The organism is Rickettsia philipii str. 364D (assembly GCF_000283995.1).
GTDB classification, from domain to species: domain Bacteria; phylum Pseudomonadota; class Alphaproteobacteria; order Rickettsiales; family Rickettsiaceae; genus Rickettsia; species Rickettsia rickettsii.
Window position 1 is genome coordinate 86,715 of sequence record NC_016930.1, and the last position, 17,051, is coordinate 103,765.

Sequence of the window (17,051 nt, forward strand, 5' to 3'; positions counted from 1 at the left end):
TATGCAATTTCCTCGCAATGACGAAAAGTTAGAACCACAACAACGTCTTTCAAAATAAAGGATAACGATGCTTGCTTCATACGCTTCTGATCCTCTTAAAAGTAGGGGAAGATTATATAAGGAAATCCCAACCTCTTATAGAAACGAGTTTGAACGTGATCGTGATCGCATTATACATACTAATGCATTTAGGCGTTTGCAATATAAAACTCAAGTTTTTATTAATCACGAGGGAGATCATTACAGAAATAGGCTAACTCATTCTCTAGAGGTTTCGACTGTTGCACGTTCGGTCGCTAGTACTTTAAATTTATCAAATGATTTAGCTGAGACAATAGCACTTGCTCATGATCTTGGGCATACGCCTTTCGGTCATGCGGGAGAGCGGGCTTTAAATGAATGTATGAGAGAGTATAACGGCTTTTCTCATAATGCTCAATCTTTAAAGATACTAACATTACTTGAAAAAAGATATGCGGCTTATAATGGAGTAAATTTAACATGGGAAGTTTTAGAAGGAATAGTAAAACATAACGGTCCTATACTAGGCGAGATAAATGAATATATAGCAGAGTATAATAAGCAAAATGATTTAGAACTTAGTACCTATGCATCAGCAGAGGCTCAAATAGCAGCTCTTGCCGATGATATTAGCTATATTTCGCATGATTTGGAAGATAGTATCGGTGCTAAAATTATCGATTTTAATAGTCTTGCTGAACTTAAATATATTGATCAACATGTTGTTGAACTCAAGTCAAAATTTAAAAATATTAGTTCCTCATGTCTGATTTATGAGGTAGTACGTAAGCTAATACATGAGTTAATTACCGATTTATTATGGCAAACAAAAGAAAATTTAAATAAAGAAAAAATTACTAACATAGATGAGATACGTAACTTAAATTATCAGATAGTGGATTTTACGGAAAAAACTAATAAAAATATTAAGGAAACTAAGAAGTTTCTTCATGAGCGAGTTTATAAAAGTAATAAAATTACGGCCATCAGCCTTAAATGTACTAAAATCGTACAAGGGCTGTTTAAGGTTTATATGGATGATATTAATTTATTGCCGGTTAATTGGAAAATGCTAATAGACTCTAATGAAACATATAGTAAAGCTAGAGTTATTGCTGATTATATAGCAGGGATGACTGACCGTTTCGCCATTCAGGAATATAATCAGCTCTGCTCGACTTCCTACATAACTTGCTTCTAAGGGTAATTTGTGCGTCGCTGCGGTGCTGCGTTCTGTGTCTCCTACAAATTCCTCCTTATTAGCAAGCGTTTGTAAGAATTCTATTCGCTGAATTTTAATAACATTTAATAATTATGAACATATTTAATCAATTGAAACAAGATATAATTGTGGCAAGCAAGCAATTATATAATAATCAAGCAATAGCAAATACTGCTACTATTGACATACCGAAAGATAGTTTTAACGGTGATTTATCAAGTAATGTTGCAATGATTATTGCAGCTAAAGAAAGTATTGCTCCTCGGGAAGTGGCTTTAAAATTTAAAGAAGTCCTTATAACATTACCTTATATTGCAAGTATAGAAATAGCAGGACCGGGATTTATTAATTTTACTATAAAAGCTGATAGTTGGCAGGCATCAATAAAGGATATTTTACAGCATGAAGAAAAGTTTTTTGAAATTGATATAGATAAAAGCAGAAATATTAACATCGAGTATGTTTCGGCAAATCCCACCGGTCCAATGCATATAGGGCATGCTAGGGGTGCGGTATATGGTGATGTGCTAGCAAGGATTTTGCAAAAGGTAAGTTATTCCGTTACAAAAGAATATTATGTTAATGATGCAGGCTCACAAATAAATGATTTAGTTAGTACTGTATTATTACGTTATAAAGAAGCTTTAGGTGAGCAAATTACTATCCCTGCCGGGTTATATCCGGGAGAGTATTTAATTCCGCTTGGGCAAATTTTAGCGAAAGAATACGGCAATAAATTATTAACGATGAACTATGATGAAAGGTTCAAAATAATTAAAAGTTTTGCCGTAGAAAAAATGCTTGATTTAAATAGAAAAGATTTAGCAGATTTAGGGATTAAACATGATATATTTTTCTCTGAGCAATCATTGCATGATAAAGGTGAGATAGAGGAAACAGTTAAACTACTGGAGCGTATGGGGCTAATTTATGAAGGTACGTTACCTGCCCCTAAAGGTAAAATTCACGAAGAGTGGGATAATAGAGTTCAAAAATTATTTAAATCTACTAAGTACGGTGATAGTCAAGATCGTCCTATAGAAAAAGCTGATGGAAGTTGGTCTTATTTTGCTTCTGATCTTGCATATGCTAAGGATAAAATAGAGCGGGGAGCGAATCACTTAATTTATGTACTGGGTGCCGATCATAGTGGATATGTTAAAAGAATTGAGGCAATAGTTAAAGCTTTAGGTAAGGAGCAGGTTAAAGTGGACGTTAAAATCTGTCAATTGGTCAATTTCGTTGAAAACGGTGTGCCGGTTAAAATGTCAAAACGTCTTGGGAGCTTTGCTAGTGTGCAAGACGTAAATAATGAGGTGGGGAAAGATATCATAAGATTTATGATGTTGACTAGACAAAATGATAAGCCACTTGATTTTGATTTGGTAAAAGTGAAAGAACAATCAAGAGAAAATCCTATCTTTTATGTACAATATGCACATGTGAGAACGATATCTATTTTATCAAAAGCTAGAGAATTAATGCCTGAATCTTATAATAACTTTGAATCAGGTAAGTATGATTTATCTTTATTATCCTCTGAAGAAGAAATTGAGATTATAAAACTTTTGGTTAGCTGGACAAAAACATTAGAAGCATCTGCAAAATATTTTGAACCGCATCGCATCGCATTTTATTTAATAAATTTAGCCTCAAAATTTCATTCTATGTGGAATTTCGGTAAAGAAAATAGCGAGTATAGATTTGTAATTGAGAGCAATAAAGAATTAACTCTAGCACGCCTTGCTCTTGCAAGTGCCATACAGAAAGTTATAGCTAGTGGTCTCGAAGTGATAGGTGTAGAACCAATGAACAAAATGTAGTTAGGTTTTCATCGTCATTGCAAGGAGGTATTGCTCATGTGGATACCGAGTCGTCATTGTGAGCAGCCGTAGGCTGCGTGGCAATCTCATGAAATAATACTCCTGAGAGTGCTTCGTCAAAACTTACAATTTTTCCTCGCAATGACGTTTTTCTATTATCAAATTACTAAATATGATCAATAATATTTTTATTAAAATATTGCTAGTATTTTTAGTATGTATGTCCGCTATTTATTTTGGTTATCAATATTATCAGAATAGCAAGCCGGTAATTACTATTTATCCTGATGAGATGCCTACAAAAATAAAACCGTCTATAATAGAAAATAACCAAATAGCCGCAGTACATAGTACAATATATGAAAATCTTATTGCTAAAGATACAAATATTAAAACCGTAAAATTGCTTCCTGACCCTGAGAAACCTATGAGTATAGATTCTCGCAACCAAAGTCAAAGCGATGAATCTTTTGATGAAATATCTAGCCTTATTGCATTAATAGAGCCAAATAATAACTCCAAAAATGAAACGGATTTAAATATAATAAAGCTTGAAAAAGGAAGTAAAGATAAGGTTAGTAATGCTAAAAATTGTAAAAATAATGAAAGTTATAAAGTACAACTAGGTTCGGTAAAATCTGAAGCAGAAGCAATGAAAGAAGGGGAAAGAATAAAAAAGCAATTCCCGAAAATTCTTAAAAATGTTGTTATCACAACCAAAAAAGTTAAATATGACGACGGCAAATTTTTCTATTTAATCTTAGCCGGTGATTATGGTAGTTTTAGTCAAGCTAAAGCGGTTTGTAAGAAATTAGCTTATAATAAGCAGAGTTGTGTGTTGAAGTGATATTTGTATACTCTTATGTCATTCCTGCGAAAGCAGAAATCTATCATAAAGCGAGATAAATCGAGCTTTTAATTTTAAGAATTTGCTGTGTTTATACTTTTTTTCTGGATTCCTGTTTTCGCAGGAATGACATAGAGAACCACGCAACAACGACTATAAATAAAAACTAAATAACTTATGAAAGAAGCTAAAATAGAAAATATTGACTTTGGTAATGCATTATCAGAGCGTTATCTTGCTTATGCGTTATCAACAATTATGTCACGTTCACTTCCTGACGTACGTGACGGACTCAAGCCTGTACATCGTAGGTTATTATACGCAATGCTACAGTTAAGGCTTGAGCCGAATTCCGGCTATAAGAAATGTGCGAGGGTGGTCGGTGACGTAATAGGTAAATACCACCCGCACGGTGATGTGGCAGTGTATGATACCTTGGTACGCCTTGCTCAGCATTTTTCGTTGCGTTATCCTTTAATTGATGGGCAGGGTAATTTCGGCTCTATCGACGGTGATAATGCAGCAGCTATGCGTTATACCGAATCACGTATGACGGACATATGTACGTTATTAATGGAGGACATCGATAAAGATACGGTAGATTTTCGCCCTACTTATGATGGTTCCGATTTAGAACCGGTAATAATGCCGGCAAGTTTTCCGAATTTACTAGCTAATGGTTCTGAAGGGATAGCAGTCGGTATGGCAACCAATATACCGCCGCATAATTTACATGAGCTTTGTGATGCTCTAATACATTTAATTAACTATCCGAAAGCTGAAATTAACGATATAATGAACTTTGTCAAAGGTCCTGATTTTCCGACCGGCGGCATAATTATTGATAAAGCTGAAGTTATTAATGCTGCATATACTACTGGACGTGGTAGTCTTAGAGTGAGAAGCAGATGGGAAAAAGAGGAGCTAAGTTACGGTACATATCAGATAGTTGTAACCGAGATACCTTATCAGGTTCAGAAATCAAAACTTATAGAACAAATAGCAATATTACTAAAGGACAAAAAAATTCCCCTTGTTAGCAATATTAGAGATGAATCAACAGACATTATAAGGTTGGTTATAGAGCCGAGAGATCGGGGATGTGATCCGCAAATAGTTATGGAATCTCTATTCAAGCTAACGAATTTAGAAAGCCGCATTCAGTTAAATATGAATGTGATCGGCAGTAATAACGTGCCGAGAGTAATGAATATTTTAGAGATTTTACAAGAGTTTCTATATCATAGGCAAAATATTGTTACTCGCAGATCAACTTATCTTTTAAACAAAATCAAGCATCGTTTAGAAATTCTAAAAGGGCTTAGGATAGCTTATCTAAATCTTGATGAGATAATTACAATTATTCGTGAAGAAGATGAGCCAAAAGCGATAATAATGGAGCGGTTTAAACTAACCGAAATACAAGTAGAAGCGATATTAAATACCCGTCTTCGCTCGCTTCGCAAGCTTGAAGAGCAGGAAATTATTAATGAGCATAGTAATTTGCAGAAACAACAAGCTATATTAGAAGAAATTCTAAATAATCCTAAAGAACTATGGAAAATAGTTAAAAAAGAAATCAAAACAGTACAAACGAAATTTGGATTAAATACGGTAATAGGAGCAAGGCGTACAAGCTTTGAGGAAGTAACGTTTACGAATCAAGTAGTTGATATAACGGCTTTCATTACTAAAGAGCCGATTACTATTATCTGCTCAAAAATGGGGTGGGTGCGTTCGTTAAAAGGTCATAACACCGATTTATCGACTATCAAATATAAAGAAGGTGATGCAGAAAAATTTATTTTAGAAGCTTACACGACTGATAAAATATTAATAGTTAGTTCAGAAGGCAGATTTTTTACTTTGCTTGCCGATAATATTTCCAAAGGTAAAGGAACAGGGGAATCTATAAAGCTACTTGTGGATATAGGTAATAACGATATTACGAATATTTTAGTCTATAAACCTGATCAGCTTTTATTACTTGCAAGTAGTGTAGGTAAAGGGTTTTTAGTTAATTCAAATGAAGTAATGGCTCAAACAAAAACAGGAAAGCAAATTATGAATGTACCGGATGGTCATGTATGTATAGCTTGTTTACCTGTAAACGGTGATAGTATTGCTTGTATCGGTGAAAGTCGTAAATTATTGGTATTTAATATGGATGAAATACCTGAAATGAAAAAAGGGCAAGGTGTAACGCTGCAAAAATTTAAGAATGCTAAGCTTCTAGATATTAAAATATTCAATAAAGAAGACGGCTTAGGTTGGAATAACAATGGAAAAGTAAAACTTGAGAAAAACATTGTTGCATTTTTAGGCAAAAGAGGTAGTACCGGTAAATTACCTCCTATGGGCTTCCCAAAAAATAATAGATTTTCATCATATTAATATAGGAGGGAAAAGATTTTCATTGTCCTCTGATGCTGGTTTTCGATGTTCTGAGTTACATATCTTTAGAGAATTATCTTGTTGCATATTAAAAAACTTCAATGCTGCCTCAAAATCCCTGTCTTTTGTATAGACTTTCTGAATATTTAAAGCATGTAATATTGTAAATATTTTTTAAGTTGGAACTAGAAACAAAATTATATGTATCTTTAAATAATAATTTAGAAGCGGTTGCATATCTTGTAACTGCTTTTAATCCATTTACAAAGGAATATCCTGAGCTTGTAAATTGAGCATGATTCATAGTGTTACTCCTGTTTTAAAATAATAAAAATCATATATCACATGATTACCATATATTGTGGTTGCATCACAATATATGGTAATCAGAGAAAATCAATATCTAAAAATAAAAAAAGTAAAATATATAATTTTATTTAATCAAAAGGCAGTATAAAATAAATTTTTCAAGGTTTGGACCGGTACTTGAAGTACAAAAGCTAAGCATAATGTGACAAGAATTAGAGTACTGTAAGCTAATAGAATGGTTTAAAGATTTAACAGAAGAGAAAACAAGATTATTACAACGACGGAACAAAGTTTATTGATAGTTCAATTAAAAAAAAATATAATAATCAAAGCATAAGCTTACTCTAAGCCTTGATTATAATAGTGATGGCAATTAATTTGTAAATAATTAAAACTTAAGTTTTGTACCTATAAGACCAACAGTACCTCGTGTTGTTCTACTAGGTGCTTCAGGGTAATATACAGGTTTACCTTTAGCTTGGAAATGAGAAATTTCAGCATATGGTAATAAACCAGGCATGATCTTATATTCAGTAGCGAGGCTTACAGCATCAACGGTGTTTTTATATCTTGAAGTTTTAAGATATTCAAGACTTGTTTTTATAGGTCCTTGTCCATAAGCAATTGCTCCATTGTAATAATAGGTATCACGACCGACTTTATAATATTCCTTCGCGGTTAAGCTTTTACCTAAATTACCGTAAGAAGCACCACAAGAGAAATTACCATAAGTAAATACAGCTCCAAGATTATATGCTTTTAAATTAGAAAGTTTATAGGTATTAAGCACTTGAATTGTAGTTCCGTCCATTTTAGCATGAATAAGACGACGAGCAGGTTTACCGTATTCTCCGGTGACAGATAGTTTTAAGTCTGCATCTTCGCTAATTTCATGTTCATAAGTTAAGCCGGCAGAAAAAGCATCCCTAATATTCTGATTAATAGTCATGGTTTCGTTATTCTCTAATTTAACCGTCTTTATTCCGGTTTTAGAAACACTAACTCCGTTTCTGCCTGAGCTTTCAAGCGTTAAATTATTTATATCTCTATTACCGCCTGTATTAGCAGTATCGGGAGTATAAGAAACTCCGGCTTGGAAGCCTTTCATTTTAGGCGTGAAAAAATTCAATCTTCTAGCTCTCTCAGCTTTATCATTGATTTGATCAAAAGAATTAGAGTATGACTCAAGATAAAAGCTAGCATTAGTATCAAAATCCGATTTTAAACCATTATATCGCATATATTGACCGTCAAGTAGAGCATATCTAGACCATCCTCCGGCACCTGCAGTTACTTGACTACCGGTAATACGCAACTTAGCGCTTGCATCAGCAGGAGAGCCTAGTTCTACTTTACCGTAACTAGTTTCAATAAATATATGTGACCCATTATAACTTGTAGAGGTTTTTGCTCTTGTAGTAGGCTGAAGCACTATTTTAGCACCTGCTATTACATCATTGATAGTTTTAGCAATAGTGGCCGCAACCGCTGCTTCCGTGTAAAACCCTAGCTTTTTCCTGTTATCAGTTACATTTTTATCAAATAAAATTAAGTGATCCTGTTTAATATAACCGTTTTCAAATAAATAGAATCCTTCTAATTTTATTTCAGTATCAGAATTAGAAATAACAGGTGTTGGATTTTCTTCGGCAAGACCAGCCGATGCAAGGCAAATAATACTTGCAGCTAATAATTTTTTCACTTTAATAATAGCTCCTAATAAACTTAAATAAAATTTACTAATACAAAGTAAATTTTTAGTATTAATAAATATAAATTAACTATACTATAACTATACTAATATAATAATTCTTTTCAGAATTGACAATAAAAAACTATTTTAATTTGTAATAATTTAATTTTAAATATATAATGTTGTATTATTGTCACTATCATTATTCAAGTAGTCTCAGACTTATAGTTTTAAAGAAAAATTTTGTATTGTAAATAATTATGAGTTATAATCATTAGTTTATTAATTAAATCAAGTTGTGATTATGGCTATAATGTCAGATAAGTGGATAAAAGAAGCTGTGATAAATCACAGTATGATAAGGCCCTTTGCGGAAAAGCAGGTAAGAGTGCATAATAAAGAAAAGATTATTTCTTACGGCTTATCTTCTTACGGCTATGATGCTAGAGTATCTAATGAATTTAAAATATTCACCAATATAAATTCTACTACGGTTGATCCAAAAAATTTCAGTGAATATAATTTAGTTGATAGAGAAGTAGATGTGTGTATTATCCCACCTAATAGCTTTGCCCTTGGCAGAACTATAGAATATTTTAAAATACCGCGTGATGTATTAGTTATTTGTGTCGGCAAGTCCACTTATGCAAGATGCGGTATAATAGTAAATGTGACTCCGTTAGAACCGGAGTGGGAAGGACATGTAACTTTAGAGTTTTCTAATACTACTCCATTACCTGCTAAAATATATGCAAATGAGGGAGCTTGTCAGTTTTTATTTTTAAAGAGTGATCAAATTTGTGATACTTCATATGCCGATCGCCAAGGAAAATATATGAAACAAGTAGGCGTAACTTTACCGCTAACATAACTTTTTTATGTAGAAAATTATATTAAATTTTTAATAAGGATTTTTATGAGTACAATAAACACTGATACTAATGAGACAATGCCGCATATTTCCGTTAATGCACAATATATAAAAGATTTATCTCTTGAGAACCCTTCTGCCCCGTCTTCTCTTGCGGCTTTGGATCAACGCCCTCAAATTGATTTATCTCTAGATATAAATATTACTAATTTATCGGAAGAAAGTTTCTATGAAGTAGAGTTAAATATCGAGGCAATTGCAAGAAATGAGAAATATAAATTATTTCAGGTAGAATTAAAATATGCTGGAGTATTTAATTTAATTAATATTGATTCTGAACAACATCCGGTTTTATTATCCGTTCATTGTCCGGCAATGATATTTCCATTTGCCAGAAAAATTATAGCTAGCTGTACTCAAGATGCAGGATTCCAGCCTTTAATGATTGATCCTATAGATTTTGGTGCCTTATATCATAAGAAAATGTCAGAGCATCAAAACTAAGAAAATCATTTAATTATTTAATACATTTCATTTTAAACGCCATGGTTTTTAAACCACAGATAGAGCTTAATAGTAAAAATTTTATCAAGATTAAATATTCTTTACTTATATTATTAATGAATGTATAAAGCACTAGATAAAAAATTATAATTTAGTTAACAATAATTACCTGTAATTAAATTATAGGACAATATAAAAATTGAATTTTATGGAGAAAAATAATGCGAGTTTTGTTAATTGAAGGCGAGCCGGAAATGGCTAACTTAATTGAACTAACTTTAGCTTCAGAAGGGATAGTTTGCGATAAAGCTTCAGTTGGTGTAGAAGGTTTAAGACTTGGTAAAGTTGGTGGTTATGATCTAGTAATCTTAGACCTTATGTTACCGGATATTAATGGTTTTGAGATATTACTAAGATTGCGTGCTGCAAAAATAAAAACCCCAATCTTAATTTTATCTAGCTTAACGGATACGTATCAAAAGATTACTGGTTTCTCTTCCGGAGCCGATGATTATCTAACCAAGCCGTTTGTAAGAGAGGAATTAATTGCTAGAATTAAAGCTATAGTTAGACGTTCTAAAGGTCATGCAGCATCAGTATTTAGGTTTGATAAGGTTAGCATAAACCTAGATACTAGAAGTGTAGAAGTTGACGGCAAAAAAGTACATTTGACGAACAAAGAATATGCTATTTTAGAGCTATTAATACTCCGAAGAGGAACTGTCTTAACTAAAGAAATGTTCTTAAATCACTTATATAGTAGTGTTGATGAACCGGAAATGAAAATTATTGACGTATTTATTTGTAAACTTCGTAAAAAGTTAAGTGATGCTGCCGGCGGTAGAGATTATATCGACACAGTATGGGGACGTGGTTATATGTTAAAAGAATATGATGAGTTACAACAAAAAGAAATTTTAGCACAAGGAGCATAATTAATGCCTTTATCTACTTCTTTACTTGGTAAAAAAAGTACTTATAAAGATAGTTATGATGTGACTTTATTATTTAAAATTCCACGTATAAATAATCGAAACGAACTTGGAATAAATAGTAATAATCTTCCGTTTTATGGTGTAGATGTTTGGAATACATATGAACTATCTTGCCTTAATAAGAACGGTAAGCCATGGGTTGGAGTAGGCACTTTTTATATACCGACGGATTCTGAAAATATAGTAGAATCAAAATCATTTAAATTATATCTAAATTCTTTTAATAACTTTGTTGTTGAATCAGTAAAAGAACTAGAAAGAATTATCTTGCAGGATCTAAGTAATGTTACACACGCTAAAGTAACAGGACGTATATTTCCTATAAATACAAAAGTAGAATTTGGTGTTCCAAGTGGTAAAAATATCGATGATTTAGATATAGTATGCAATAATTACGGTGCACCCGATAATAGTTTAATTGAGTATGAAGATGTTTTGGTAGAAGAAGAGATTAATTCTAATTTACTCAAATCAAATTGCCTAGTAACCAGTCAACCGGATTGGGGTACAATCGTTATAAAATATAAAGGAAAAAAGTTAAAATATGATTCTTTTCTGAAATATTTAATATCTTTTAGAAATTGTAATGAGTTTGCAGAGCAGTGTGCTGAGCGTATTTTTACAGATATTCAAAACGCTATAAGTCCTGATTTTCTTTCTATTTATATAGTATATGCTAGGCGTGGAGGAATTGATATTTGTCCCTATCGTTCTACCGATAAAAGTTATACTTTACCTAGCGATAAACGATTTATTAGGCAATAATCACTTTTCTACTCCATAAAAAAATCCGTTTGTGAGAAAAGTATTGTCAGTGTGGATTGAAAAACGCATCCGTTGTCATTCCGTGGCTTGACCCATGGGGTGACACAGTGGATTTTACCAGTCCATCCAGCAATGTTCTGACTATACAGAAATGACATAAACAAGCCACGCAATAACGCTGATCAAGGTGGGGTAACAATCAAAAATAATTCACGTAAGCAAGCTTTTCGCAGGATAGCAGATAGTATAATTTTATGATTCTTTTGTAGGATTTTGTCGAGGCTTTAGGCTTTCTACTATTTTATTCAGGTCTATTTGACTACAGATCCCCAGTAATACGGGATCACGAGGACGAATAGAATTCATATTCCAATGGCTACGGGTTCTAATAGCATCTATAGTAATTTTAGTAGTACCTATTAATTTAATTATTTGATGGTCTTGGATGTTCGGATAATTAGACAATAACCAATATATAGCATCCGGTTTATCTTGACGTCTTGCTATAGGAGTGTATTTAGCACGTTTTTTTTTCTGATTTTTCATCAATTCATCAGCAGGGTTATATGAAATTTGTAAATTAGCATTAGGATCTTTACTGCAACGCTCAATTTCCTCTAAAGTTAACTGACCGTTTGCAATTGGATTTAAACCTTTTATAGATTGTGCTACTTCACCGTCAGCCATACCTTTTATTTCAAATTCATGAATACCGCAAAAATCGGCAATTTGTTTAAAAGTTAAAGAAGTATTTTCAATTAACCATATAGCCGTGGCTTTTGGCAGAAGCGGTAATGTTTTTTGTGAATTCATGATAATGGTTTTTTGGCTTATTAATTTAAGAAATTATAACAAATAGAGTTATTTAAGTCAATCTTCATTTAGAAACTTAACTATCTCCTCAACTACTTTCTTAGCATCGCCGAATAACATAAAAGTATTATCGTGATAAAATAGCGCATTTTTTATACCTGCATATCCGGATGCCATAGAACGTTTAATAAACAAAATCGTACGTGCTTTTTCGACATCGAGTACCGGCATACCGTAAATTGGACTGTTCGGATCATTTTTAGCAGCAGGATTAGTTACGTCATTTGCACCAATCACAAGCACTACGTCAGTGGTAGCGAAATCTCTATTAATTTCTTCAAGCTCAAGTACTTTCTCATAATCTATATTAGCTTCTGCAAGTAAAACATTCATATGCCCCGGCATTCTACCTGCTACCGGATGTACGGCAAAACGTACATTAATATCTGAACGTTCTAATATATCAACCATCTCTTTTATGATATGCTGAGATTGGGCTACTGCCATACCGTAACCGGGAACAATTATCACCGATGATGTATTAAGTAGTAAATGTGCCGCATCTTCAGGGCAGCTTGTTTTTGCTATTTTATCGTCGTCTATATCCTTGTTAATTCCAGTAGGTGCAGGCAAAAACGCCCCAAAAATAACCTTAATTAATGAGCGATTCATCGCTTTGCACATTATATAGCTAAGTATAGCTCCGCTACTACCGACTAATGCTCCAGTAATAATAAGTAGGCTATTGCTAAGCGTAAAGCCTATACCTGCTGCCGCAAAACCTGAATAAGAATTTAGCATTGAGACTATAACAGGCATATCTGCACCGCCTACCGGTATTATTAGTAATACTCCGATTAACAGTGATAAAAAGACTATTAGATTAAATAAAAATATATTCTCTGAACGAATAAACGATATTACTAGAATGACCAATATTATTGCCGTTAATAAGCATATATATTGCTGACCGTAGAATTTTAACTGGCTACTTTTCATTAAGCCTTGTAGTTTTAGAAAAGCTATAATCGAACCGCTAAAAGTTAAAGCACCGATAGAGACGCCTACTGATATTTCTATTAATGCATTAATCGGTAAACTTCCTGCTATTCCTATAGAAAAATTTTCAGGAGCAAGTACTGTAGCATAAGCTACAAATACCGCAGCAAGACCAACAAAAGAGTGAAATCCCGCTACTAATTGAGGCATTGCTGTCATGGAGATTTTAAGTGCTATAATCCCGCCGATTATAGCACCTAATAATATGGTTGCTATAATGGGTAATTTATGAGTAAAATCCGGTAGGAAAAAAGTAACGATGACTGCTATCGCCATCCCCAAAATACCTATGGTACTGCCTAAACGTGCTTGTTTCTGTGAGGATAAGAATTTGAGTGATAGAATAAAGCAAACAGCCGCAACTAAGTATAATAACTGGATAATTTGTAGGGACATAGGTGAATGTATGTTTATATTATTAGCTATTTAGTGTCATACCGCAGCTTGACCACGGTATCCAAAAAAAATAAAAAAACTGGATCCCGCGATCAAGTCGCGGGATGACAAATACGCTTCAAGAACCATGCAACAAGGCTAAAAAGTAAATCCTATACCTATAGAAACTATTAAAGGATTAAGTTTAACTTTAGAGGTCATGGTTTTATTACCTACTAAATTCGGTTTATACTCAAGTTTAGGATTTAAGAAAAATTGTCTTACGTCAATATTGATTAAAGTATCGTCTTTAGCATAAAAATCTACACCTATTTGTCCTACGGCACCGTGTCCGTTTCTAATTTTAAGACCGGTAGCTTGAGTAAGCATATAAGAACCGTGATAACCTATACCTATATATGGTCTTATTCCACCGTAAGGAGCTATATGAAATTGTCCGGTAACTGTTGCAGGAATCATATAAATAGGTTTGTTTTTTCCTAGTTTAACATTATCAACGCCATAATTATGAGCAACGGCTGCAAGGGATGTATATTTAGTGCGTAAAACATTAAAGCCAAGTGATAATTCAGTAGCTAAATAATTATTAAAGAATATAGTAGTGGACGCATCACCTCCATAACCGTTTTTTGCCACTTCGCCTACTGAAACAGGTTGAGGAGAGGTAGGAGTAGGTAATCCTTTTTGCTTAGCACTTGAAACAACACCTCCTAGACGCATCTTGAAAACTAAACTGCCTTCGTTTTCGTAATACGGTGTACTATCATAGTCAGAAGCAGAGTCTACATCATCATACATGCTTTTAGCAAAACTATTAATACTTATGGTGGATACAAACAAAATTATCCCTAATTTTTTCACTATTCTTAACATATAATTATAACCTTTACTTGCTTAAAATTGATTACCGTATTATTATATAAAATTTTTGTTTATTTATACCATATATCATAAAAGATAGAATTCTTTTATGCTAAAAGTCAAGACATTTAAGTAAAATTATAGAAATTATTGGAGCATATTAATGAATGATGCATTAAAAACATATTTAACCGGTATAGGTTGGTTTTTACTTAGTTTAGTAAGTAGTAGTGCCAATGATGTAATATCTAAATATCTTGGGACTCGTTTACATAGCTTTGAAGTAGCTTTTTTCCGCTTCTTTTTCAGTAGCATAGTTTTACTACCTTTTGTTGTTTATTATGGTAAAAATACTTTAAAAACAAGTCGTCCTTTTGTACATATATTAAGAGGGTTATTATTATTTTTCGGTATGACTTCTTGGACTTACGGTCTTACCATAGCTCCCGTTACTACTGCAACAGTCGTAAGTTTTTCTATTCCTTTATTTACTTTAATACTTGCCGTATTTTTTCTGAACGAAAATATTATTTGGCCAAGATGGGTAGTTACCGTAGTAGGATTTATAGGACTTGTTATTACGCTTAAACCGCATGCCGAGGATTTTAACCCAGAAATTTTGTATTTTGTATTAGCCGCTATTTCATTTGCTATGCTTGATATTATTAATAAAAAATTCGTAATAAAAGAATCGATGATTAGCATGCTATTTTATTCGGCAATAGTAACTGCTATAGTGTCGTTACCTGTAGCATTGCAGTATTGGCTAACTCCTAGTAGTTTTGAATTAGCTTTATTGTTTGTACTCGGTAGTAGCGGAAGCTTAATATTATTCTTCCTGCTTAAAGCTTTTTCCATGGTAGATGCAACCGCTACCGCTCCTTATAGATATTTAGAGCTGGTGATTTCGGTAATAGCGGCATATTTCATATTTAACGAATTTCCTGATAAAAGCACACTTCATGGAGCAGTAATAATAATTCCTACCACCTTGTTTATAATATATTCCGAAAAAAAAGCTATGAATAGAAAACATGAATTGCAGTAAACTAGTATTTTCAAGCGGTATCGCTAACATTTTTGAATGGTATGATTATGTATTATTCGGTTATTTTGCACCCATAATAGGAACAAAATTTTTTCCAAATGATGATGCTAATACTTCTTTACTGCAAGTTTTTTTAGTATTTGCTATAGGTTATTTGGCAAGACCGTTGGGCGGCATATTTTTTGGTGTTATCGGTGATAGATTTGGACGCAAAGTAGCCTTAACTAGTGCGTTATTTTGCATGTCTGCCCCAACCGTATTAATAGGAATATTACCAACTTACCATACTATCGGTATAACTGCGACTATATTAATGATTTGTGTACGAATTCTACAAGGATTATCAATGGGGGGAGTTTTGACCGGCTCTATTTCCTTTGTTATTGAGCATACTAGCCATAAACACCAAGGCGTCACCGGTAGTATTTCAATGTCTAGTATATGCGCCGGTTTATTGCTTGGTTCTTTTGTTTCTTATATCGTTAAGAATATCCTAACAGCTTCACAATTTGATAGTTTTGGCTGGAGAATACCTTTTTTACTTGGTTTTTTTATTCTTTTTGCAGCATTTTATATTAAAAAAAATACACACGAAACACCGAATTTTAAAAATCTAAGAGAGCAGAAAAAGATTTTACAATCACCGTTAAAAAAAGTCATTACCAATTATTGGTTTGATATATTAATCTCGATTTTTATCAATGCTCCCGGTTCGATAATATTCTATCTAACTACAATTTACTTGGTATCGTTTTTAAAAATCAGCCGCAACTTTACTGAAAATGAGGTAAATAGCCTTGCTAGCGTGTGTTACGTGATTATGATAGTCGTAACTTTATTAAGCGGTTATCTATCCGATATTATAGGTCGCAGGAAAATTTTTGTAATTAATCTGATAATAATTATTGTAACAACGCCATTTTTACTTAATAATTTTGAGAATGGGGTCTTCACAAGTGTAATTATCTCACAATTGATACTTGCTATACTTGCTGCTAGCTATATCGGTCCTGAACCGGCATTACAAGCAGAATTGTATCCTACAAATATACGTAACACTGCTCTCTCTATTTCATATAACACTGCTACAAGTATTTTTGGTGGTACTACGCCTCTTGTCTTTGAATATTTAGTACACAAAACAGGGCATGTAACCTCAGCAGTTTATTATGTCATATTAAGCTGTATTTTTGCATTGATTGCCTTATCTTTTTACAAAAATAGAAGTTTAGATAAAATATGAAAAAAATTACAAAACCTGCAAACCTAGTTGAATTTAATAACAAAATTGTAGTCTTTAAACCTAAGAGTTATTACTATGGCGATGTTTGTGAACATAAAATAACTGCAAAGGGATTAGTCTTTGCCAGTATCTCTGAGGATACATCAATCATTCCAGAACTTTTAAAGAAGTAACTAGTGACGAAGCA

General features: G+C 33.0%; 15 protein-coding genes and 1 pseudogene. 11 read left to right on the forward strand and 5 right to left on the reverse strand.

The genetic code is table 11. From position 1 onward, the window contains the following. Window positions 1-67 precede the first annotated feature (67 nt). On the forward strand, window positions 68-1,222 hold the full coding sequence (locus tag RSA_RS00485; protein WP_012150319.1) for a deoxyguanosinetriphosphate triphosphohydrolase: 1,155 nt from the start codon (window positions 68-70) through the stop codon (window positions 1,220-1,222). Here the strand turns inward: RSA_RS00485 and RSA_RS10405 are convergent. Beyond that, window positions 1,136-1,315 (reverse strand): annotated as a pseudogene (locus RSA_RS10405) (hypothetical protein); the annotation flags it as partial. The gene RSA_RS00485 and the pseudogene RSA_RS10405 overlap by 87 nt on opposite strands. Window positions 1,316-1,335: 20 nt before the next feature. Here RSA_RS10405 and argS point away from each other — a divergent pair. The 3 genes from argS (at window position 1,336) to parC (ending at window position 6,307) form a co-directional block, all read left to right on the forward strand. After that, a complete protein-coding gene (gene argS / locus RSA_RS00490) occupies window positions 1,336-3,066 on the forward strand; it encodes an arginine--tRNA ligase (RefSeq protein ID WP_014362714.1) in 1,731 nt (576 codons plus the stop codon). 172 nt (window positions 3,067-3,238) lie between these two features. Then, window positions 3,239-3,913 carry an SPOR domain-containing protein gene (locus tag RSA_RS00495; protein WP_014364369.1) on the forward strand — a complete coding sequence of 225 codons (675 nt, stop codon included), beginning with the start codon at window positions 3,239-3,241 and terminating at the stop codon, window positions 3,911-3,913. Between the two features lie 177 nt (window positions 3,914-4,090). Further along, entirely contained in the window at window positions 4,091-6,307 is a 2,217-nt protein-coding gene (gene parC / locus RSA_RS00500) for a DNA topoisomerase IV subunit A (protein ID WP_014364370.1), read from the forward strand. A gap of 697 nt (window positions 6,308-7,004) precedes the next feature. Here parC and RSA_RS00505 read toward each other — a convergent pair. Beyond that, on the reverse strand, window positions 7,005-8,324 hold the full coding sequence (locus tag RSA_RS00505) for a porin (protein ID WP_410526331.1): 1,320 nt from the start codon (window positions 8,322-8,324) through the stop codon (window positions 7,005-7,007). A 289-nt stretch (window positions 8,325-8,613) separates the two neighbouring features. On the opposite strand from RSA_RS00505, the gene dcd reads away from it, so the two are divergent. The 4 genes from dcd (at window position 8,614) to queF (ending at window position 11,444) form a co-directional block, all read left to right on the forward strand. After that, on the forward strand, window positions 8,614-9,180 hold the full coding sequence (dcd, locus tag RSA_RS00510) for a dCTP deaminase (protein ID WP_004996797.1): 567 nt from the start codon (window positions 8,614-8,616) through the stop codon (window positions 9,178-9,180). Between the two features lie 45 nt (window positions 9,181-9,225). After that, window positions 9,226-9,684, forward strand: a complete 459-nt coding sequence (secB, locus tag RSA_RS00515) for a protein-export chaperone SecB (protein ID WP_012150325.1) — start codon at window positions 9,226-9,228, stop codon at window positions 9,682-9,684. 221 nt (window positions 9,685-9,905) lie between these two features. Next, a complete protein-coding gene (gene ctrA, locus RSA_RS00520; protein ID WP_014364373.1) occupies window positions 9,906-10,619 on the forward strand; it encodes a response regulator transcription factor CtrA in 714 nt (237 codons plus the stop codon). A 3-nt stretch (window positions 10,620-10,622) separates the two neighbouring features. Continuing rightward, window positions 10,623-11,444 carry an NADPH-dependent 7-cyano-7-deazaguanine reductase QueF gene (gene queF / locus RSA_RS00525; protein ID WP_014364374.1) on the forward strand — a complete coding sequence of 274 codons (822 nt, stop codon included), beginning with the start codon at window positions 10,623-10,625 and terminating at the stop codon, window positions 11,442-11,444. A gap of 252 nt (window positions 11,445-11,696) precedes the next feature. Here queF and RSA_RS00530 read toward each other — a convergent pair whose 3' ends face one another. From RSA_RS00530 to RSA_RS00540, 3 genes are all read right to left on the reverse strand, one after another. Further along, window positions 11,697-12,257, reverse strand: a complete 561-nt coding sequence (locus RSA_RS00530) for a cell cycle transcriptional regulator TrcR (RefSeq protein WP_014364375.1) — start codon at window positions 12,255-12,257, stop codon at window positions 11,697-11,699. Between the two features lie 57 nt (window positions 12,258-12,314). After that, the gene (locus tag RSA_RS00535; protein WP_014364376.1) at window positions 12,315-13,712 is read right to left on the reverse strand and encodes an NAD(P)(+) transhydrogenase (Re/Si-specific) subunit beta; all 1,398 of its coding nucleotides are present in this window, start codon (window positions 13,710-13,712) and stop codon (window positions 12,315-12,317) included. A 138-nt stretch (window positions 13,713-13,850) separates the two neighbouring features. Beyond that, window positions 13,851-14,585: an OmpW family outer membrane protein gene (locus tag RSA_RS00540; protein WP_014364377.1), complete on the reverse strand. Its 735-nt coding sequence runs from the start codon at window positions 14,583-14,585 to the stop codon at window positions 13,851-13,853. 151 nt (window positions 14,586-14,736) lie between these two features. Here RSA_RS00540 and RSA_RS00545 point away from each other — a divergent pair, with 151 nt between their 5' ends. From RSA_RS00545 to RSA_RS08745, 3 genes are read left to right on the forward strand one after another with little or no spacing between them, the layout of a single operon-like run. After that, on the forward strand, window positions 14,737-15,621 hold the full coding sequence (locus RSA_RS00545; protein WP_014364378.1) for a DMT family transporter: 885 nt from the start codon (window positions 14,737-14,739) through the stop codon (window positions 15,619-15,621). Further along, entirely contained in the window at window positions 15,608-16,864 is a 1,257-nt protein-coding gene (locus tag RSA_RS00550) for an MFS transporter (RefSeq protein WP_014364379.1), read from the forward strand. Before RSA_RS00545 ends, RSA_RS00550 begins: the two co-directional genes overlap by 14 nt. Beyond that, window positions 16,861-17,037, forward strand: coding sequence for a hypothetical protein (locus RSA_RS08745; RefSeq protein ID WP_014362722.1), 177 nt, complete (start codon window positions 16,861-16,863; stop codon window positions 17,035-17,037). The genes RSA_RS00550 and RSA_RS08745 overlap by 4 nt, the downstream gene beginning before the upstream one ends. Window positions 17,038-17,051 lie beyond the last annotated feature (14 nt).

What these genes read in the sequence shown, in the direction of transcription:
- RSA_RS00485 (WP_012150319.1), top strand. Translation starts at nt 68, where the DNA reads ATGCTTGCTTCATACGCTTCTGATCCTCTTAAAAGTAGGGGAAGATTA.
- argS (WP_014362714.1), top strand. Translation starts at nt 1,336, where the DNA reads ATGAACATATTTAATCAATTGAAACAAGATATAATTGTGGCAAGCAAG.
- secB (WP_012150325.1), top strand. Translation starts at nt 9,226, where the DNA reads ATGAGTACAATAAACACTGATACTAATGAGACAATGCCGCATATTTCC.
- RSA_RS00545 (WP_014364378.1), top strand. Translation starts at nt 14,737, where the DNA reads ATGAATGATGCATTAAAAACATATTTAACCGGTATAGGTTGGTTTTTA.
- RSA_RS00535 (WP_014364376.1), bottom strand. Translation starts at nt 13,712, where the DNA reads ATGTCCCTACAAATTATCCAGTTATTATACTTAGTTGCGGCTGTTTGC.
- parC (WP_014364370.1), top strand. Translation starts at nt 4,091, where the DNA reads ATGAAAGAAGCTAAAATAGAAAATATTGACTTTGGTAATGCATTATCA.
- RSA_RS08745 (WP_014362722.1), top strand. Translation starts at nt 16,861, where the DNA reads ATGAAAAAAATTACAAAACCTGCAAACCTAGTTGAATTTAATAACAAA.
- RSA_RS00495 (WP_014364369.1), top strand. Translation starts at nt 3,239, where the DNA reads ATGATCAATAATATTTTTATTAAAATATTGCTAGTATTTTTAGTATGT.
- RSA_RS00550 (WP_014364379.1), top strand. Translation starts at nt 15,608, where the DNA reads ATGAATTGCAGTAAACTAGTATTTTCAAGCGGTATCGCTAACATTTTT.
- queF (WP_014364374.1), top strand. Translation starts at nt 10,623, where the DNA reads ATGCCTTTATCTACTTCTTTACTTGGTAAAAAAAGTACTTATAAAGAT.
- RSA_RS00540 (WP_014364377.1), bottom strand. Translation starts at nt 14,585, where the DNA reads ATGTTAAGAATAGTGAAAAAATTAGGGATAATTTTGTTTGTATCCACC.
- ctrA (WP_014364373.1), top strand. Translation starts at nt 9,906, where the DNA reads ATGCGAGTTTTGTTAATTGAAGGCGAGCCGGAAATGGCTAACTTAATT.
- RSA_RS00530 (WP_014364375.1), bottom strand. Translation starts at nt 12,257, where the DNA reads ATGAATTCACAAAAAACATTACCGCTTCTGCCAAAAGCCACGGCTATA.
- dcd (WP_004996797.1), top strand. Translation starts at nt 8,614, where the DNA reads ATGGCTATAATGTCAGATAAGTGGATAAAAGAAGCTGTGATAAATCAC.